The sequence below is a fragment of the Campylobacter sp. US25a genome (assembly GCF_004379075.1).
Classification (GTDB): Bacteria; Campylobacterota; Campylobacteria; order Campylobacterales; family Campylobacteraceae; genus Campylobacter_D; species Campylobacter_D jejuni.
The window spans coordinates 1-18479 of sequence record NZ_RYYM01000010.1 but is presented as its reverse complement, the minus strand read 5'-3'; the positions used below and the strand labels follow the sequence as shown (position 1 = coordinate 18479).

The 18479-nt window shown below is 29.7% G+C and carries 17 protein-coding genes; 12 read left to right on the top strand and 5 right to left on the bottom strand.

Annotated elements, in window-relative coordinates:
- Positions 1-8: 8 nt before the first annotated feature.
- Together ELQ12_RS07465 and bamA are read right to left on the bottom strand one after the other, a co-directional pair.
- Entirely contained in the window at positions 9-731 is a 723-nt protein-coding gene (locus ELQ12_RS07465; RefSeq protein WP_002860954.1) for an inositol monophosphatase family protein, read from the bottom strand.
- Positions 731-2950 (bottom strand): outer membrane protein assembly factor BamA, encoded by a 2220-nt coding sequence (bamA, locus tag ELQ12_RS07460; RefSeq protein ID WP_126210484.1) that lies wholly within the window; start codon positions 2948-2950, stop codon positions 731-733. The genes ELQ12_RS07465 and bamA overlap by 1 nt, the downstream gene beginning before the upstream one ends.
- Positions 2951-3026: 76 nt before the next feature.
- Between bamA and ELQ12_RS07455 the strand changes: the two genes are divergently transcribed.
- From ELQ12_RS07455 to ELQ12_RS07405, 11 genes are all read left to right on the top strand, one after another.
- On the top strand, positions 3027-3854 hold the full coding sequence (locus ELQ12_RS07455) for a prephenate dehydrogenase (protein WP_002864662.1): 828 nt from the start codon (positions 3027-3029) through the stop codon (positions 3852-3854).
- Between the two features lie 79 nt (positions 3855-3933).
- Positions 3934-5307, top strand: a complete 1374-nt coding sequence (locus ELQ12_RS07450; protein ID WP_070261568.1) for a M23 family metallopeptidase — start codon at positions 3934-3936, stop codon at positions 5305-5307.
- The gene (gene lpxC / locus ELQ12_RS07445; protein WP_070210199.1) at positions 5307-6191 is read left to right on the top strand and encodes a UDP-3-O-acyl-N-acetylglucosamine deacetylase; all 885 of its coding nucleotides are present in this window, start codon (positions 5307-5309) and stop codon (positions 6189-6191) included. The genes ELQ12_RS07450 and lpxC overlap by 1 nt, the downstream gene beginning before the upstream one ends.
- A gap of 38 nt (positions 6192-6229) precedes the next feature.
- Complete coding sequence (locus tag ELQ12_RS07440; RefSeq protein WP_002851789.1) at positions 6230-6631, top strand: tRNA (adenosine(37)-N6)-threonylcarbamoyltransferase complex dimerization subunit type 1 TsaB; 402 nt, start codon at positions 6230-6232, stop codon at positions 6629-6631.
- Positions 6632-6639: 8 nt separating this feature from the next.
- Entirely contained in the window at positions 6640-7518 is an 879-nt protein-coding gene (thrB, locus tag ELQ12_RS07435) for a homoserine kinase (protein WP_002857455.1), read from the top strand.
- Between the two features lie 24 nt (positions 7519-7542).
- The gene (locus ELQ12_RS07430; RefSeq protein WP_002870410.1) at positions 7543-7800 is read left to right on the top strand and encodes a YlxR family protein; all 258 of its coding nucleotides are present in this window, start codon (positions 7543-7545) and stop codon (positions 7798-7800) included.
- On the top strand, positions 7787-10399 hold the full coding sequence (gene infB / locus ELQ12_RS07425) for a translation initiation factor IF-2 (protein WP_070261567.1): 2613 nt from the start codon (positions 7787-7789) through the stop codon (positions 10397-10399). Before ELQ12_RS07430 ends, infB begins: the two co-directional genes overlap by 14 nt.
- The gene (rbfA, locus tag ELQ12_RS07420; protein WP_002778650.1) at positions 10396-10758 is read left to right on the top strand and encodes a 30S ribosome-binding factor RbfA; all 363 of its coding nucleotides are present in this window, start codon (positions 10396-10398) and stop codon (positions 10756-10758) included. The genes infB and rbfA overlap by 4 nt, the downstream gene beginning before the upstream one ends.
- On the top strand, positions 10748-11170 hold the full coding sequence (gene rimP, locus ELQ12_RS07415; protein WP_070261566.1) for a ribosome maturation factor RimP: 423 nt from the start codon (positions 10748-10750) through the stop codon (positions 11168-11170). Before rbfA ends, rimP begins: the two co-directional genes overlap by 11 nt.
- Before the next feature lie 64 nt (positions 11171-11234).
- Positions 11235-13241, top strand: coding sequence for an AAA family ATPase (locus ELQ12_RS07410; protein WP_134264677.1), 2007 nt, complete (start codon positions 11235-11237; stop codon positions 13239-13241).
- Positions 13234-14565 carry an McrC family protein gene (locus ELQ12_RS07405; protein ID WP_070240302.1) on the top strand — a complete coding sequence of 444 codons (1332 nt, stop codon included), beginning with the start codon at positions 13234-13236 and terminating at the stop codon, positions 14563-14565. Before ELQ12_RS07410 ends, ELQ12_RS07405 begins: the two co-directional genes overlap by 8 nt.
- On the opposite strand, the gene ELQ12_RS07400 is transcribed toward ELQ12_RS07405, so the two are convergent.
- The 3 genes from ELQ12_RS07400 to ELQ12_RS07390 are packed head-to-tail and all read right to left on the bottom strand — an operon-like array spanning position 14554 to position 17101.
- Positions 14554-15357 carry a metal ABC transporter permease gene (locus ELQ12_RS07400; protein ID WP_070240304.1) on the bottom strand — a complete coding sequence of 268 codons (804 nt, stop codon included), beginning with the start codon at positions 15355-15357 and terminating at the stop codon, positions 14554-14556. The two genes, ELQ12_RS07405 and ELQ12_RS07400, sit on opposite strands and share 12 nt — an antisense overlap.
- Positions 15350-16204: a metal ABC transporter ATP-binding protein gene (locus tag ELQ12_RS07395; protein ID WP_070240306.1), complete on the bottom strand. Its 855-nt coding sequence runs from the start codon at positions 16202-16204 to the stop codon at positions 15350-15352. Before ELQ12_RS07395 ends, ELQ12_RS07400 begins: the two co-directional genes overlap by 8 nt.
- A gap of 12 nt (positions 16205-16216) precedes the next feature.
- Entirely contained in the window at positions 16217-17101 is an 885-nt protein-coding gene (locus ELQ12_RS07390; RefSeq protein WP_134264676.1) for a zinc ABC transporter substrate-binding protein, read from the bottom strand.
- 236 nt (positions 17102-17337) lie between these two features.
- On the opposite strand from ELQ12_RS07390, the gene ELQ12_RS07385 reads away from it, so the two are divergent.
- Positions 17338-18479, top strand: a 1142-nt coding sequence (locus tag ELQ12_RS07385) for a cache domain-containing protein (protein WP_193551455.1), incomplete at its 3' end; no start/stop codon positions are given.

The window sequence follows — 18479 nt, the reverse complement described above, 5'->3', positions numbered from 1 at the left end:
ATATTCACCTAATTATTTTTTAAAAATTCTAAGATTATATCAAAAATTTTCTTGTCTTGGCTTAGGAGAAGGAAATTTTCATTTTTTTCTATATATAAATTTTGATGAATTGTTAAAGCAGCTACTGTATCAAAAATTCGTGTTTTTCCAAGAATTAATACAAAACTAAAATACGAAGCATAAGCGAGACTTAAGGCTGTTGCGCCCAAAGAGCGAAATTTTAATTGATTTTTTGTTAAAAAATCGAGAAGTTCTGGATAAAGTGAAATTTTTTCAACTATACCTATTTTAGAAAATAGATTAGGTGTTAAGGGTGAGTATTTTGGATCGGAAAGATTAGATTTAAAAGCTTGATTGTTATTAAAAGCAAAAATTTCTTGACTGACAAGATTGCAAACAAAAGCGCTTTTTGCCTGATCTTTTTCTATGAGAGCTATAGAAGTTCCATAAAATGGTATTTTAGAAACAAAATTTGAACTTCCATCCAAAGGATCAAGAATCATTTGTTTTGGGTTATCTTTCCCGATCAAGCCACTTTCTTCAGAAAAAATTTGCCCAAAACAACTAAGATATTTTATGAAAATTTGTTCACATTTTAAGTCAAGCTCATAGCCTTGATTTTCATCATAGCCTAATTTAGAGCAAAGTTTAAGATCATTTTGTGGGATATTGTTTAGATACTTGCGTATTTGCAAATTTGCATTCAAGCAAGCATCTAAAAATTCTTTCATTAAAAGCGTGTTCCAAGATTAAATTCAAAACTGTTAGTATCATCACCTTTTTTATCATTAAGAGGTTTGGCAAATACAAGTTGTAAAGGTCCAATTGGTGTAATCCATTCAATGCCTATACCTGTACTCATTCTTTTTATTTCATCTAAATTTTTGCGTCCTATCATACCATAATCAAAAAACACGCTACCACGAAGTTTAATTCTATCAATCAAAGGAAAACTAAGTTCTACGGAATTGGCAAAAGCTATGGTTCCTCCCACTTCATCTCCCCATTGGTTTTTAGGACTTACCGTTCTGCTTTCAAAACCGCGTATCGATCTAATACCACCTAAATAAATTCTTTGGTTAATTGGTAAATAACCTTCATTCCATACTTTATAAAAGCTTGCTTTGTAGCGATAAATAAGATCATATCCTATATAGTCTTGCAAACCTTGATAAAAGTTAAATTTAGAGCTTGATGAAATAAATTCTTGATCTCCGCCAAGTCCAGCGTATTCTAAACTAGTTGAAGCAATGATACCTGATCGTGGCAGATAATAATCATCTGTATTGTTAAAGGTGATTGCTGGAGTTATAGAGCTTTTAATACTTTTGCCAAGTTCATATCCTGTTCTTAAAAGAGTTGGACTTAAGTGATAAATATCGCTTTGTTCAAGATTATAAGTTAAGCTTACATTATAGTATCTTGCAAATTGGCGTCCAACTGTTATATCAAAGCCGTAATTTTTTTCTGAATAATTATCCCATTCATAGTCATTTGAATAAAGTGTTCCACCTAGGCTATATTGACTATCAAGAACGCGTGGATTTATGAGACTAATCCTTCCTGATAAGGTATCATCGCTTTTATCTACGCTTACAGAGCTTTTTATCCCTGAACCAAAGATATTTGTATCTGATAAAGAAGCATTAAGTAAAATACCATCGCTTGATCCATAGCCAATGCCTCCAGAAATAGCTCCTGTAGAAGCTTCTTTAACATCAACAATCAAATCAATATGTGTATCATCAACTTTTTCTTCTTTGATATTTACATCGTCAAAATAAGAAGTTCTTTTTAAAGCATTTTTTGACTCGCTTAAGTCTGTTCTATTGTATAAATTACCTTCTGTTATATATAATTCTCGGCGTATGACGCGATCTACAGTGCGTGAATTTCCTGAAATAATAACATTTCTTATATAAACTTTATCGTGAGGGATTACTTTAAATACAACGGTAGCTTCTTGAGTTTGATCATTTTTTTGAATATCAGGATAGACTTCTACAAACGCATAACCTAAATCAGCACTTTGTGTTTCTATGGTTTTAACATCTTTTCTAATGTCTTCAATATTGATAGTTTTGCCAGCGCTTGATCTTAAATCTTTTACGGTTTGTGCATTTTGTTTATCATCAAATAAAGGATTTTCTATGTTTATACTTTTAATTTTATAAGGCTTTCCTTCTTTGATAAAATAAGTCAAATTTGCTTGATAAGTATCTGTGTAGGTTTTAAGATAAGGAGGAGATACTTGAACGTCTAAATATCCTTTTTTCATGTACTCATCAGCAATTCTTGAACTATCGTTACTAAGTTCAAAAACTTTTAATTTTCCATCATTGCGTCCCCACATCCATCCCATAAATTCTTTTTCTTTATTGACAATTGAAGGTTCTATATCAGAATATGAAAATTTCTTTGCTCCACTTAAATGAACATTATCAATAATGATATTTTCACCACGATTTACTATAAATTCAAGCTCTAATCCATCGGTATTTTCTAAAGTCTTTTTTTTGTATTCTACAATAGTATCAAAATAACTTTTTGCTTCATAATAAGCTTTAATGCGTTCAATAGCTTCTTTTATACTTCCTTCATCAAGTAGTGTACCTCTTTTAATCCCTAAAATACTTTCAACTTGTTTTCTATCATTTGAAGCTATACCTGTGATAGTAACCTTTGCTATAGTTGGTTTTTCAGTAACTATAATTTCCAAAATTCCATTGTTATTATCTACTGCGATATTTTCAAAATAATTTTGTTTATAAAGATTAAGAATAGCAGTATTAATTTTTACAGGATCTATTTCTTCTCCTATTTTAAGCCCTGTAATATTTATGGCACTTGTATTTGATAAGTGGTTTAATCCGATAAATTTAATATCCTTAATGGTTGCTGCATTGGCTATAGCAACTAAAGCACAAATACTAATAAGATGTTTTTTCATTGATTTTTTACCTAAAGCTTTATTAAAAGCTGTATAATAGCAAAAAAAATTTAACAAAAAAACTAAGGTAGAAAGTATGAAAATAGCAATTATAGGGCTTGGGCTTATGGGTGGATCTTTAGGGCTTTGTTTGAAAGAAAATAAGCTTATTTCTTGTGTTTATGGTATGGATTTAAGCAAAGAAAATGAAAAAGATGCTCTGCAATTAGGTCTTATTCATGAGCTTATAGAATTTAAAGATTTAGCTTTATGTGATATGATTTTTGTCGCAACTCCTGTTAATGCTATTATAGAAATTTTGCAAAAGTTAGTTGATTTGCCTTCTAATGTAACAATTATAGAGCTTGGAAGTACAAAAAGAAAAATTATAGAAAGTTTGCCTAAGAATTTAATCAAACAAACTCTTTTTGCTCATCCTATGACAGGAACTGAAAATTCAGGTCCAAAAGCGGCTTTTAAAGAGCTTTATAAAGATGCAGTTTGTGTTCTTTGTGATAGTGAAATAGCTGATGACTTGCATCAAAAAAGAGCGGTAGAAATTTTTTCTCATTTAGGGATGAAAATTGTTTTTATGGATAGTAAAGCCCATGATCATCATGCTGCTATTATTTCTCATTTGCCTCATGTTATAAGTTTTTCTTTGGCAAATTTTGTAATGAAAGAAGAGGATAAAAGAAATATTGTTCATTTAGCTGGAGGATCTTTTAAAGGTATGAGCAGAATTGCCAAATCGTCGCCACAAATGTGGGAAAGTATTTTTTTACAAAATAAAGATAACTTATTAAGTTCTATTGATTTTTTTCAACAAGAATTAGAGAGATGTAAACAAATGATACAATTAGACAAAAATGATGAATTAAGAGAATGGATGAAACAGGCTAATACTCTAAGAGAAATTTTATAAATTTGCTAGATATTTACTGAAAATATAATAGAATTTATACTAAAAACAACAAAAACATTGAAAATTTTTAAGGAAGGTTATGGCAAAAAGAAAAGGCAAAACTTATTTATCTGTTTTAATTTTAATTTTAATAGCAATTTTGATTTTTTTTATTTCAAGATTAAGTATTTTTGAAAAAAATCCTCCTCAAATTTTAATGCCAGATGTTGTATATACTGATCTTAAAAAACCTATTTTAGTGCATGTTAAAGATGATGAAAGTTCTATCAAAAATGTACAAATTATATTGCATAAAGACGACAATACTAGTGCAATGGTTATAGCAGATGAAAAGATTTCTAATTTAAAAGATATTACCTTACAAGTTGCTTTGCCAAAATTTGGTTACAAAGAAAATGTAAAATCTTTTGTTTTGGAGGTGATAGCTAAAGATTCTAGTTTTTGGAATTTTTTTAGTGGCAATGAAGCAAGAAAACAAATTGCGGTATTAGTAGATAATACGGCTCCAAAAATCAATATCATAAGCAATTCTTACCAAATCGAGCAAGGCGGTGCTGGGGCAGTTGTTTTTAAGGCCGATGATGCTAATTTAGATAAGGTGTATATAGAAACAAATAAAGGTAAAATCTTTAAAGTTACACCTTATGTAAAAGAAGGGTATTATGCGGCTTTGATTGCTTGGGATGCAAGGGATGAGGAATTTCGCGCATTTGTTATCGCTACGGATAAAGCGGGAAATATTTCAAAAGAACGTATAAGGTATTATTTTGTTAATCGTAAATATCGTGTTTCAAATATCAATCTAACGGATAAATTTTTAGATGGAAAGATTGAGAATTTAGCCAATCAATACGCTCCAAAAGATAATAATCTCAATCGTTATGAAAAATTTAAGTTTGTCAATGAAACTTTAAGAAATAGTAATGAAGAACTTATCCATGAAATCACTTCAAAAGTACCTGAGGAAAAAATTGATAATTTTGATTTGAGTTTATTTTTACCTCTTAAAAATGGTATGAAAGTAGCGGATTTTGCTGATCATAGGTATTATTCTTATAATGGGCAATTTGTGAGTGATTCTTATCATATGGGGCTTGATCTAGCAAGCGTAGCACAAGCTCCTATCATAAGTAATAACGCAGGCAAGGTTGTTTTTGCTGCTGAAAATGGAATTTATGGTTTAAATTTAATTGTTTATCATGGTTTTGGAGTATATAGTCTTTATGGGCACTGTTCTTCTAAAAATGTTGATTTAGATGAAATGATTAATAAACAAAGCATTATAGGCAAAACAGGAACAAGTGGGTTAGCCTTAGGCGATCATTTGCATTTTGGAGTTTTGGTTCAAGGAGTTGAAACGCGTCCTGAACAATGGCAAGATAAAAAATGGATAGAAAATAATATTTACAATGTTTTAAATGATGGTAAAAAGATAATTTTAGGAAAAAATTAATGAAACAATTAACTTTAGCAAAAACTGTCAAAGGCGTAGGTATAGGACTTCATAAGGGCGAACCTATAGAAATTATTTTAGAGCCTTTAGAAGCAAATAGTGGTATAGTATTTTTTAGAAGTGATCTTAATGCAAGTTATAAGGCAAGTCCTGAAAATGTGATCAATACTCAAATGGCAACTGTTTTAGGAGATGAAAGGGGGTTTATTTCTACAATAGAGCATTTAATGAGTGCGATTAATGCTTATGGAATCGATAATGTACGCATAGTTTTAAATGCAAATGAAGCTCCTGTTATGGATGGATCAAGTATTAGTTTTTGTATGATGCTTGATGAAGCAGGGGTAAAAGAACTTGATGCGCCTAAAAAAATTATGGTAATTAAAAAGCCTATAGAAGTAAGAGATGGTAATAAATTTGTGCGTTTAACTCCTACTAAAGAACCCCGTATTAACTATACGATTAAATTTGACAATGCTGTTATAGGTGAACAAAGTTACAATTTTGAATTCAGCAAAAAAAATTATATAGAAAACATAGCAAGAGCTAGAACTTTTGGTTTTTTAAAAGATGTTCAAGCCCTTAGGAGTATGAATTTAGCACTAGGTGGAAGTTTAGAAAATACTATAGTGGTAGATGAAAATCGTATTTTAAATCCTGAGGGTTTGCGTTTCAAAGATGAGTTTGTAAGACATAAAATTTTAGATGCAATTGGAGATTTAACCTTACTTGGATATCGTGTTTTTGGAGATTATACTTCATATGCTGGGAGTCATCATTTAAATCATTTGCTCACTAAAGAAGTTTTAAAAGATAAAGATGCTTATGAAATTGTAAGCCTTGAAAAAACAACCCAAAAAGCTTATGAAAAGGTATTTGCATAAAAACCTCTCTTTTGCTTAATGCTTTATCTAAGCCTTTAATGATTGGAATTTATCAAGATGATAAACTTATAAAAACTTATAAAAGTGAAGAAAAAGCAAGCGAATTTTTACCAAAAATTTTAGATGAATTGCTTAAAGAATATGATTTTACAAGTTTAATCTATGCTAATGGTCCAGGTTCTTATATGGGGATTAAAATTTCTTATGTAAGTTTGAGTACTTTAAGTATAGTAAAAAATATTCCTTTATTTGCGGTGAGTGCTTTTGAATTAAATGGTTATAAACCCATAAGTGCAAATAAAAATTTTTGTTTTGTATATAAGGAAGGTGAAATTTGTTTAGAGCAAAATATCCCAGCAGAGTTTTTTTTACCAAAAAATTTACAAGAGCTTAAACTAAATAATGATAATCTTCCCTTTTATTTTTTAGATGCAATTTAGGATGAAATTTGAAAATTTTAGTTCCCGCTACGAGTGCGAATTTAGGGCCAGGTTTTGATTGTTTAGGACTTAGTTTAAAGCTTTTTAATGAAACTCAAATCCAAAAATCAGGTGTTTTTAGCATTAGTATTGGAGGTGAGGGCAGTGATAATATTTTTCTTAAAAAAAACAATATATTTGTAAATATTTTTTATGAAATTTATGAAAAACTAAGCGGAAAAAAAGATAATTTTCGTTTTATTTTTCAAAATAACATTCCTCTTTCAAGAGGGTTAGGAAGCTCTTCAGCTGTGATTGTTGGAGCTATTGCCAGTGCTTATTATATGAGTGGATTTAAGGTAGAAAAAGAACGTATTTTAGATGAAGCTTTAATTTATGAAAACCATCCAGATAATATCGCTCCAGCTACTCTTGGTGGTTTTGTGTGTTCTTTGGTTGAAAAAAATAAAGTTTATAGCATCAAAAAAGAGATTGATAAAGATTTAGCTGCTGTGGTTGTGATCCCAAATTTGGCAATGAGCACGGAACAATCACGCCAAGCTTTGGCCAAAAATTTAAGTTTTAATGATGCGGTTTTCAATCTTTCTCATGCTTCATTTTTAACCGCTTGTTTTTTGGAGAAAAAATATGAATTTTTAAAATTTGCAAGTCAAGATAAGCTCCATGAAATCAATCGTATGAAAAACTTACCCGAGCTTTTTGAAGTGCAAAAATTTGCCTTAGAAAATAAAGCTTTAATGAGTACGCTTTCAGGTTCGGGATCGAGCTTTTTTTCTTTAGCTTTTAAAGATGATGCTTTAGCTTTGGCAAAGAAAATGCAAACAAAATTTAAAGATTTTCGTGTGCAATATTTAGAATTTGATGATAATGGCTTTGAAATTTGCTAAAAAATATAAAAAAAAGATATAATTTTGAAAAAACATATACCAATTAGAATGTGCATAGTGTGTAAAAACCGCTTTGAGCAAAATATGTTATTTAGATTTAAAGTTGTTTTAGGAGATATTGTGCCTAAAGCAGAACATGGAAGAAGCGGATATTTATGTCAAAATTGTATTGAGAAAGAAGATAAAATCTTACAAAAAGCATTTTCTAAAATATGTAAAAATTTAAATACTAAAATTACTCAGCAAGGACTTAAGGAGATATTTTTAAATGGCAAAGATTAGAATTCATGAAATCGCAAAAGAATTAGGTTATGATAGTAAGGAAATTATTGAAAAGGCAAATGAATTAGGACTTGGAATTAAAACAGCATCAAATGCTGTAGAACCTGAGATCGCAGCAGCTATTTATGAGTATATACAAACAAGAGAAATTCCAGAAGCTTTTAAGAAAAATATCAAAACTTCTACGGCAAAAAAGCCTAAAAAAGAAAATATAAAAGAACAAGAAAAGCTAAATGAATCTGAAAAAAAAGAACCTAAAAAAGAAGAAAAGCTTAAACAAGAAGTTAAAAAAGAAGAATTAAAAGTTGAAAAAGAAAATGCAAAAGAAGAAAAACAAGAAATTATTGATGCTCATAAGCCACAAAGCCTTGCTAGTGCAACTTTAGCTAAAAGACGCGGACTTGTCATTGTTAAAAAGAAAAAAGACGAAGAAGAAATTCAAGTTAAAAAAGAAGAAGTAAAAAATTCAAATGATATATCTATCAATAATGAAGAGCGCTTAAGTTTAAAAACTATGTTTTCAAATGCTGATGAGAGTTTAAAGAAAAAGAAAAAAGAAAAAAAATCTTTTGTTGCGAGTAAAAAAGAAAGTACCGAAAAAATGAATTTTTTAGATGAACATGATTTTGGTGATATTTCTTTAGATGATGAAGATGAGGTAGTGTTACCTGATTTTAGTGTAAAAGAACAAGAAAAACCACAAAATATCAATAAAAAACAACCTAATTTTATAAGACAAGCTGTTGGAAATTCTGCGGGTTTTGGACTTGAAGGTGGAATTCAAAGAAGAAGTCGTAAAAAACCACCTAAAAAGATTGAAAAAAAGGAAGTAGAAGAAGTAAGTAGCGTTGCTATTTCTAAAGAAATTCGTGTGTATGAATTCGCTGATAAGATAGGAAAAAGCACTAGTGAAGTGATTTCAAAACTTTTCATGCTTGGAATGATGACAACAAAAAATGATTTCTTAGATGAAGATGCGATTGAAATTTTGGCTGCTGAATTTGGTATAGAGATCAATATCATTAACGAGGCTGATGAGTTTGATTATGTAAAAGACTATGAAGAAGAGATTGATGAAAAAGATTTAGTGACTAGAGCACCTGTGATCACTATCATGGGGCATGTTGATCATGGTAAAACTTCTTTGTTAGATTATATTAGAAAATCACGCGTTGCAAGTGGTGAAGCAGGGGGTATTACTCAGCATGTGGGTGCTTATATGGTAGAAAAAAATGGGCGTAAAATTACTTTTATTGATACTCCAGGTCACGAAGCTTTTACTGCTATGCGTGCAAGGGGTGCAAGTATCACTGATATTGTAATCATTGTTGTGGCCGCAGATGATGGGGTAAAACCACAAACCAAAGAAGCGATAAATCATGCTAAAGCAGCGGGCGTGCCTATTATTATTGCTATTAACAAAATGGATAAAGAAGCAGCAAATCCTGATATGGTAAAAACTCAACTCGCAGAAATGGAAATCATGCCAGTAGAATGGGGTGGATCTTATGAATTTGTAGGGGTTTCGGCTAAAACAGGAATGGGGATTGAAGATTTGCTTGAGATCGTGCTTTTACAAGCTGATATTTTAGAACTTAAAGCCAATCCAAAAAGTTTTGCTAAAGCAAGTATTATAGAAAGTTCTGTGCAAAAAGGGCGTGGTGCGGTAGCTACTATCATCGTGCAAAATGGAACACTTACTGTAGGAAGTACTGTGGTTGCAGGTGAGGCTTATGGAAAAGTGCGTGCGATGAGTGATGATCAAGGTAAAGCTTTAAAAGAAATCAAACCAGGCGAATGTGGGGTTATCGTAGGGCTTAGCGAAGTAGCAGATGCAGGTGAAATTTTAATCGCAGTAAAAACCGATAAAGAAGCAAGAGAATACGCTAATAAACGCCACGAATACAATCGCCAAAAAGAACTTAGTAAATCTACTAAAGTTAGCATTGATGAGCTTGGAGCTAAGATCAAAGAAGGTAATCTAAAAGCCTTGCCTGTTATTTTAAAAGCTGATGTACAAGGATCTTTAGAAGCCTTAAAAGCAAGTTTAGAAAAACTTAGAAATGATGAGATTAAAGTGAATATCATTCATAGCGGGGTAGGAGGGATCACACAAAGTGATATAGAGCTTGCAAGTGCGAGTGAAAACTCTATAGTACTAGGTTTTAACATACGCCCAACAGGGGAAGTTAAAGAGCGTGCTAAGGATAAAGGCGTAGAAATTAAAACCTATAATGTGATTTATAATCTACTTGATGATGTAAAAGCTTTGCTTGGTGGTATGATGAGTCCGATTATTTCTGAAGAGCAATTAGGACAAGCAGAGATTAGACAAGTGATCAATGTGCCAAAAATCGGACAAATTGCAGGTTGTATGGTAACTGAAGGGGTGATTAACCGTGGAGCTAAAATTCGCCTTATCCGTGATGGAGTTGTGGTTTATGAAGGAAATGTAAGCTCGCTTAAACGCTTTAAAGATGATGCTAAAGAAGTGGCAAAAGGCTATGAGTGTGGCGTAGGTATAGAAGGGTGTGATGATATGAGAGTGGGTGATTATATAGAAAGCTATAAAGAAGTAGAGGAACAAGCAAGTCTATGAACCCAAGTGAGATTAAAAAACTACGCACTGAAAGTATCTTAAAAGAGCTGATCCCTGAAGCTTTAGCAAATTTAGATGATGAAAATTTGAAAAATTTGTGTGTAGTGGATGTAGAGTGTAAAAAAGGCAGATACGATGCTTTTGTGTATCTTGATAAGATGTTTTTTAATGTTCATGAGCAAGAAAAAATTTTATCTTCTTTAAAAAAGGCAAGTAGAGCTTTGCAAAATTACTGCATGAGTGAGCAGGGCTGGTATAGGTGTCCGAATTTTCACTTTAAATTTGATGATAGACTTGAGTATCAAAACCACATGGACGCACTTTTTGAAAAAATAAAAAAGGATAAAAATGAATCTTGAAGCCCTTTGCAAAGAAGCAGGACTTAGTTTTTATGATGATGAGCTAGTAAGTGAAAATGGCAGAAAAATTTATAGAATTTATGTGCAAAAAGAAGGCGGGGTAAATCTTGATGATTGTGCAAGACTTAGTGAAATTTTATCGCCTATTTTTGACGTAGAGCCACCTGTAAATGGGGAGTATTTTTTAGAAGTATCTTCACCAGGACTTGAAAGAAAACTGAGTAAGATAGAACACTTTGCAAAAAGTATAGGTGAACTTGTGAAGATTGCAACCAATGAAAAAGAAAAATTCGAAGCAAAAATCATTGCTGTAGATGATGAAAATATCACTTTAGAAAATTTAGAAAACAAAGAAAAAACTACTATAAATTTTAATGATATAAAAAAAGCTAGAACCTTTGTTATATGGTAAATTTAAGTTAAATATTAATATAATTTAATTATTTTTTATAAAAAACAAAAATCAAGGATGTTAAATGACAAAAATATTTTCTGAAAATGACAAGAAAGAAATTCAAGATATTTTTAAAAAAATGATTGATTTGGCAATGAAATTTTACAATGATCGCAATTCTACTTTCAAGGACGACATAGAAGATATTCAAAATTTTTTTGAAAGCTATGAGTGGAAATTATATACCGGATTGCAAACACTCCAAAAGGATGAATATAAAGGGTTTGCATTATATAAAGAAATTGAAGAAGAAGAGTATATAAAGTTTAAAAAAGGTAGATCTGCTTGGCATGGTATTTATATATGGTTTGGAGTGTCAAGGGATGATATTTATATGCGCATAGTTACCAAAGAAGAAGAGAAGTGTAATGCATTGCTTAAAATACAAAAAGACAATATACTCGATTATAAATTAGAAGAAAAGATTGATAAATTTGAAGAAATAAAGGATAGGTTATTTGATGTATTTTTATACTTATCAAACTATATAAATAATTTATCTAAAGATGATTTTAAAATTATAAAGGACTATAATATGATGAAGAACAATACGCCTTTAAATCAAATTCTTTATGGACCTCCAGGGACAGGAAAAACTTATCATACTATAGATAAAGCTTTAGAGATTTTAGGTGAAAATTTAGAAAGCAGAGATGAGAAAAAAGCCAAATTTGATGAGTATGTAAAAAATGGACAAATAGTTTTTACCACTTTTCATCAAAGCTATGGATATGAAGAATTTATAGAAGGTATAAAGCCTGATTTAGATAAACAAAATGAAAATGAAAATTCACAAATTAGATATAAAATTAAAGATGGTATTTTTAAAAAACTCTATAAGAAAGCTTTATATAAAGAACAGAAATCAAAAAATGATACCTTAATAAGTAATTATTCATCTGTATGGAAAATTTCATTAGGATATAATGCTTCATTAAGGGAAGAATGTTTTAAAGAAAATAAAATTTGCATTGGATGGAATGAAATTCCAAAAAATATGGGAGATGAATTTTTAAAACTAGGCAATAATGATAAAAATACCATTAATAGTTTTAAAAATGAAATGCAATTGGGTGATTTAGTATGTGTTTTTAATTCTTTAAAGACAATAAAAGGCATAGGTATAATTAAGAGTGATGTTAAATATACTCAACAAGGTGAATATCAAACCTATAGAGAAGTAGAATGGATATCAAAAGATGATGAAGTTAATATATACGAACTCAATGATAATATAAATTTAACCCAAAAAACAGTTTATAAACTATGGAGAATTTCTCCCAATATTTTATTAGATAAAATTAGTAACGTAAAAAATCTAGAACTTATACAAGATAATACAAAAAAGCCTTTTATAATCATAATAGATGAGATCAATCGTGGTAATGTAAGTAAGATTTTTGGTGAGCTTATAACCTTGATAGAACCTAGCAAAAGGTTAGGTGAAAAAGAAGAGTTAAAAGTGGCTTTGCCTTATAGCGATGAAAAATTTGGAGTGCCTAAAAATGTTTATATCATAGGCACTATGAATACAGCCGATAGAAGCATAACTTCTCTTGATACAGCTTTGCGAAGACGCTTTGAATTTGTTGAGATGATGCCTGATGTGAGCAAATTATCTATGGATTGTAAAGGTATTAATTTACAAGAATTATTAAAAGCTATAAACACTCGTATAGAATATTTACTAGATAGAGAAAAAACCATAGGACACGCATTTTTTATAGGTGTTGAAAATTTAAATGATTTAAAAAGTATTTTTCAAAACAAAATTATCCCGCTTTTGCAAGAGTATTTTTATAATGATTATGCTTTGATTAATGCGGTTTTAAATGATAATGGTATGATTTTTAAAGATAAAAAAGATGATAAATATCTTCAAAAAATAAAAAATCTAGATAGTGTTAATAGCGAGAGAAGTATTTATAATATTGCTTCATTTGATGATAAAATTTGGGATAAAATAGAAATATATCAAGCAATTTATAATGATGAAATAGCAAATAAATTAAAAAACGAAAATGAATAGCACTTTTTCCATCATCGAACACCAAGCTTTTTCTAAAGAAGATTTAAAAGAAATTTTCAAAGAAAAGGCCGAAGGGTTTTATAAAGAGCTAGAAGATTTTGCAAAAAATAATGAAAATCTTCTAGGCTTTAAAAATAAAAATACCTTAAAAGCTAAAAATTATGTCGGCATTATACAGACTAAAAGTGGGGTTTTGGAGATCTTGCCAAAATGCACGAATTTAGATAGCTATAAAAAAGAAGATAGCTCTTCAAATCACGATAAAGAAAAACTAAAAAGATACTATGAATTAGACAATATTTCTAAAAATAATGATTTTTATGAAAAAGATTTTAAATTTAATCCTAAAAATCTTTTGATAAATATGCTAAAAACCTTAAAAAACTCCCCCTTTAAAAAATCGCAAATTTCATCTTTGCAAAGTTCTAAAATTCCTTTATTTGAAGTGTTTATCACTATGTTTTTAGATGAATTTGATAGCGTGCATAAAAAAGGCTTGATGAGATCTTATCTAAGTTGCGAAGAAAATAGGGTTTTTTTGAAGGGAAAATTACTATTTAACGAACATATCAAGCAAAATTTGATACACAAAGAAAGATTTTTTACAAGCAATGATGAGTTTGTTTTAGATATAGCACCCAATCGTTTGATAAAATCAACGCTAAATTTTTTAAAATCCAAAACAAGTTTGAATAAATTTAGACTTATAAAAGCCATGCAAATGCTTGATGAGGTAGAATTTTCTAAAAATTATGAAAAAGATTTTAGTTATAAAATTTCAAGACATTTTGATTATTATGAAAACTTGCTTTTGTGGTGTAAAATTTTCTTAAAAAATGAAAGTTTTATGCCTTATCATGGTAAAAATGAAGCTTTTGCTTTGCTTTTTCCTATGGAGAAAATTTTTGAAGATTATGTAGCTTATATGCTAAAAAAAGTAAATCCAACTCAAGATATTAAAGTTCAAAACAATGGAAAGTATTTAATCTCAAAAAATGATGAAAATTGTTTCATGTTAAAGCCTGATTTATATATAGAAAATAAAACGATCCTAGATACCAAATGGAAAATTCCAAATGATAGTGAAGATGAGAAAAAACAGGGTATAGCACAAAGCGATTTGTATCAAATGTTTGCTTATGCTTGCAAATTTAAAATTTATGATATTAAACTTGTGTATCCTTTATGTGAAAAAACTCAAGATTTACAAAGAAAAATCGCAGAAAAATTTTTTGTTTTTAAGGCAAGCGAACATTTGTATTTTAAAGAACAAGGGCAAAAAGATATAAAAGTGCAAGTGTTATTCGCACCTTTACCTTTTTAAAAATTTTCCTATCAAATGCACTAAAAAACCAAAACAAGCTACAGCTATGATGCAAGCACCGCTTGAGAGATTAAGATAATAGCTAAGTATAAGTCCTAAAACACAAAAAATCATACTTAAAAAACTTGCCAAAATCATGATAAAGCCAAGTCTTTTAGTGAAATTTTCAGCAATAAAGCTTGGGATACTAAGTAAAGCCATAACCAAAATAAGCCCTACAAGGCGTATAGAAATAACTATACATAAAGCCATAAGGGCGATTAAAAGATAATGAAAAAAACTTGTATTGATACCACGAACTTTTGCAAATTCCGCATCAAAGCTTAATGCTTCAAATTGTCTATAAAATAAAAAGATCAAAAGTACGACCACGCTATCAACCAAAGCCATAAGCCATAAATCTTGCGTTCCTACAGCCAAAATGCTCCCAAAAAGATAAGCCATTAAATCTGTGTTATAATTAGGGCTTAAATCGATTAAAATAATCCCAACAGCCATTCCAAAAGCCCAAATTACAGCGATAATACTATCGCTTCTGTGTTCATAGTGTTTAGCTAAAAAAGCTACTAAAAAAGCCAAAAATAAAGTAAATATTCCCGTGCTTAATAAAATAGGTAAAGAGAAATAAAAAGCTATACCTATACCACCAAAAGCCCCATGTGTTATACCTCCAGCCATAGAAAAAAGGCGATTTATCATCACCAAAGTGCCTATGATCCCACAAGTTATACTGACTAAAATCGCTCCTAATAAAGCGTTTTGAAAAAAGGTGAAATTTAAAATTTCAAGCATTATTTTCCTTTGAAAATTTTAAACAAAAATTTTCTTTTTTAAATTCTGTTTTTTTCAAATTTCTTCTTGTAAATTCTTGTTCGCATAGTTTTTTACTATCGCAATTTTCTTCATCGCAAAAACAAGTATTTAAACTCATTTCTACATCACAAAAATGAGAGTGGTTTTCGTATAAATGTTTTAAAAATGAACTTTTTTCTTTTTCTTTAGTGTTGGTATGCAAGAAAAGTTCTTTATTTAAATGTGCAATTTTATCGCTATAAGCTAATACAAGGTTGATATCGTGACAAATGAGTAAAATTCCCATACCTTTTTGGTGCAAGGAGCTTAGAAGTTCAAAAATTTGTATAGCAGATTTGTTATCAACGCTTGCGGTAGGTTCATCTAAAATAAGCATCTTACATTCACTAGCTAAGGCTCTTGCAATAAAAACACGTTGTCTTTGTCCTCCGCTTAGAGAATCAATTGTTTTGTTACAAAATTTTTCCATCCCTACGCTTTTTAAAGCTTGCATTGCTTTTTCTTTATCTTTTTTCCCATAAAAACCAAAAATTTTTTTACTTACAAGTCCCATAAGAACGATTTCAAGTACTCTTGGACAAAAATTAGGATTGGCTAGAGTGTGTTGAGGAACATAGCCTATTTCTTTTCTTTGAAGAGCTTTGAAATGGATTTTATTTTTGGATTTTAAAAGTCCTAAGATAAGTTTTACGAGTGTTGATTTTCCTGCACCATTTGGACCTATGATAGAGAGAAAATCTTTATTGTCATAGCTAAGATTGATGTTTTTTAAGATGATTTCATTATCATAAGCGTAGTTTAGATTAGAAATTTCAAAAAAAAGCATCAAAAAACCTGATTATAAATTATGAGAAAAGGCATCAGCAGTTTTTAAAAGCTCATTTTCCCAATCATAAGATAAATGATCTATTTTGTAAATTTTTGCATCACATTCTTTAGCAAGTGTTTTTGCTGCATTTTCAGGGAAACCATTTTGAACAAAAATGACTTTTAAATTTTTATCTTTCATTAGAGTGATAAGTTTTTGCAAATCTTTGCTTTTTGGCTCCTTGCCTAAAATTTCTACAGGAATTTGTATAAGATTATAGCGTTTTGCAAAATATGTCCAAGAAGGATGATAAACTACAAATTCTCTATTTTTTAATTTTTCTAATTTTGAGGCAATTTGTAAATTTAAACTATCTAATTCTGCTAAAAATTTATCTAAATTTTGTTTATATAAATTTTTATTTTGTGGATATTTTTGAATCAAGGTGTCATAAATATTTAAAGCCATAGTTTGGACCAAAATAGGATCTAGCCAAGTATGAGGATCAAAATGTTCATGTTCGTGGTGCTCATGAGAGTGTTCGTGTGTATCATGAGTTTGAATCAAAGCTATGTTTTTTTGCATATTTACAACTTGAAGTTTTGGAAAATTTTGTTTAAATTTATCCGTAAAAACTTTTTCAAATTCTAAGCCTATGGTGAAATAAATATCACTTTTTTCAAGTTTTTTCATAGCACTTGGTTTAAATTCAAAATTATGCTCATTGCTATTTGAGGGCAAAATAACATTGACATCTAGAGTATTTGCAGCTATTTTTTTAACAAAAAATGCTTGAGGTGCTATACTGACACTAACTAAATTGCTATTGTTATTTTGATCTTGTTCGAAGTTTTTAGCTTGTGTGAAAGTATAAAATATCCCTAAAGATAAGATAAATAATATAATTTTTTTCAAAATATTTCCTTCGATATAAATTTTTCTAAATTATAACGATATTAAGCTTAATACATAGAATTTTCGAAGCGATATTACTTTAAATAAAAATAATAAATATAAATTAATTTAATAAATATTAAATTAATTTTTTATAACTTTTAAATTTAAGTAAAAATTTAAATTTTTTAATTTATAATTATAAAACTTTATGTAGATATCCCTATAAAATAATATTAGAAAGGAGCGCTTAAATTATGAAAAGCGTAAAATTGAAGGTTTCACTGATTGCAAATTTAATCGCAGTAGTGTGTTTGATAATTTTAGGTGTTGTAACATTTATATTTGTAAAGCAAGCAATTTTTCATGAAGTTGTGAATGCTGAAATAAATTATGTTAAAACGGCTAAAAATTCTATGGAGTCTTTTAAGGCAAGAAATTCTTTAACTCTTGAAAGTTTGGCTAAAAGTATTTTAAAGCATCCTGTAGAACAGTTAGATAGTCAAGATGCTTTAATGCATTATGTTGGAAAAGATTTAAAGAATTTTAGAGATGCTGGAAGATTCTTAGCAGTTTATATTGCTCAACCAAATGGCGAACTTGTTGTAAGTGATCCAGACTCTGATGCTAAAAATTTAGATTTTGGAACTTATGGAAAAGCTGATAATTATGATGCTAGAACAAGAGAATATTATATAGAAGCAGTTAAAACAAATAAACTTTATATTACCCCATCTTATATTGATGTAACTACAAATTTACCTTGCTTTACATATTCTATTCCACTTTATAAAGATGGTAAATTTATAGGAGTTTTGGCCGTAGATGTTCTTGCAGCAGATTTGCAAGCTGAATTTGAAAATTTACCAGGTAGAACTTTTGTATTTGATGAAGAAAATAAAGTATTTGTTTCTACAGACAAAGCTCTTTTACAACAAGGTTATGATATTAGTGCAATTACAAATCTTGCAAAAACCAAGAAAGATTTTGAACCTTTTGAGTATACTAGACCAAAAGATGGTAGTGAAAGATTTGCTGTATGTGCAAAAGTTTCTGGAGTTTATACTGCTTGTATTGGGGAGTCAATAGAACAAATAGAATCTCCAATATATAAAATTGCATTTATACAAACCGCGATTGTTATTTTTACAAGTATTATTAGCGTCATCCTCCTTTATTTCATCGTATCAAAATATCTCTCTCCGCTTGCAGCTATCCAAACAGGTTTAACTTCATTCTTTGACTTCATCAACCATAAAACAAAAAATGTTTCTACTATAGAAGTAAAAAGCAATGATGAATTTGGACAAATCTCAAGTGCTATCAACGAAAACATCCTTGCTACTAAAAAAGGTTTAGAACAAGACAATCAAGCTGTTAAAGAATCAGTTCAAACCGT

Bases quoted from the DNA above. Each gene is read 5' to 3' on its own strand.
- ELQ12_RS07455 (WP_002864662.1), top strand. From the start codon at position 3,027: ATGAAAATAGCAATTATAGGGCTTGGGCTTATGGGTGGATCTTTAGGG.
- lpxC (WP_070210199.1), top strand. From the start codon at position 5,307: ATGAAACAATTAACTTTAGCAAAAACTGTCAAAGGCGTAGGTATAGGA.
- ELQ12_RS07405 (WP_070240302.1), top strand. From the start codon at position 13,234: ATGAATAGCACTTTTTCCATCATCGAACACCAAGCTTTTTCTAAAGAA.
- ELQ12_RS07395 (WP_070240306.1), bottom strand. From the start codon at position 16,204: ATGCTTTTTTTTGAAATTTCTAATCTAAACTACGCTTATGATAATGAA.
- ELQ12_RS07440 (WP_002851789.1), top strand. From the start codon at position 6,230: ATGATTGGAATTTATCAAGATGATAAACTTATAAAAACTTATAAAAGT.
- bamA (WP_126210484.1), bottom strand. From the start codon at position 2,950: ATGAAAAAACATCTTATTAGTATTTGTGCTTTAGTTGCTATAGCCAAT.
- ELQ12_RS07450 (WP_070261568.1), top strand. From the start codon at position 3,934: ATGGCAAAAAGAAAAGGCAAAACTTATTTATCTGTTTTAATTTTAATT.
- rbfA (WP_002778650.1), top strand. From the start codon at position 10,396: ATGAACCCAAGTGAGATTAAAAAACTACGCACTGAAAGTATCTTAAAA.
- ELQ12_RS07465 (WP_002860954.1), bottom strand. From the start codon at position 731: ATGAAAGAATTTTTAGATGCTTGCTTGAATGCAAATTTGCAAATACGC.
- ELQ12_RS07410 (WP_134264677.1), top strand. From the start codon at position 11,235: ATGACAAAAATATTTTCTGAAAATGACAAGAAAGAAATTCAAGATATT.
- rimP (WP_070261566.1), top strand. From the start codon at position 10,748: ATGAATCTTGAAGCCCTTTGCAAAGAAGCAGGACTTAGTTTTTATGAT.
- ELQ12_RS07400 (WP_070240304.1), bottom strand. From the start codon at position 15,357: ATGCTTGAAATTTTAAATTTCACCTTTTTTCAAAACGCTTTATTAGGA.
- infB (WP_070261567.1), top strand. From the start codon at position 7,787: ATGGCAAAGATTAGAATTCATGAAATCGCAAAAGAATTAGGTTATGAT.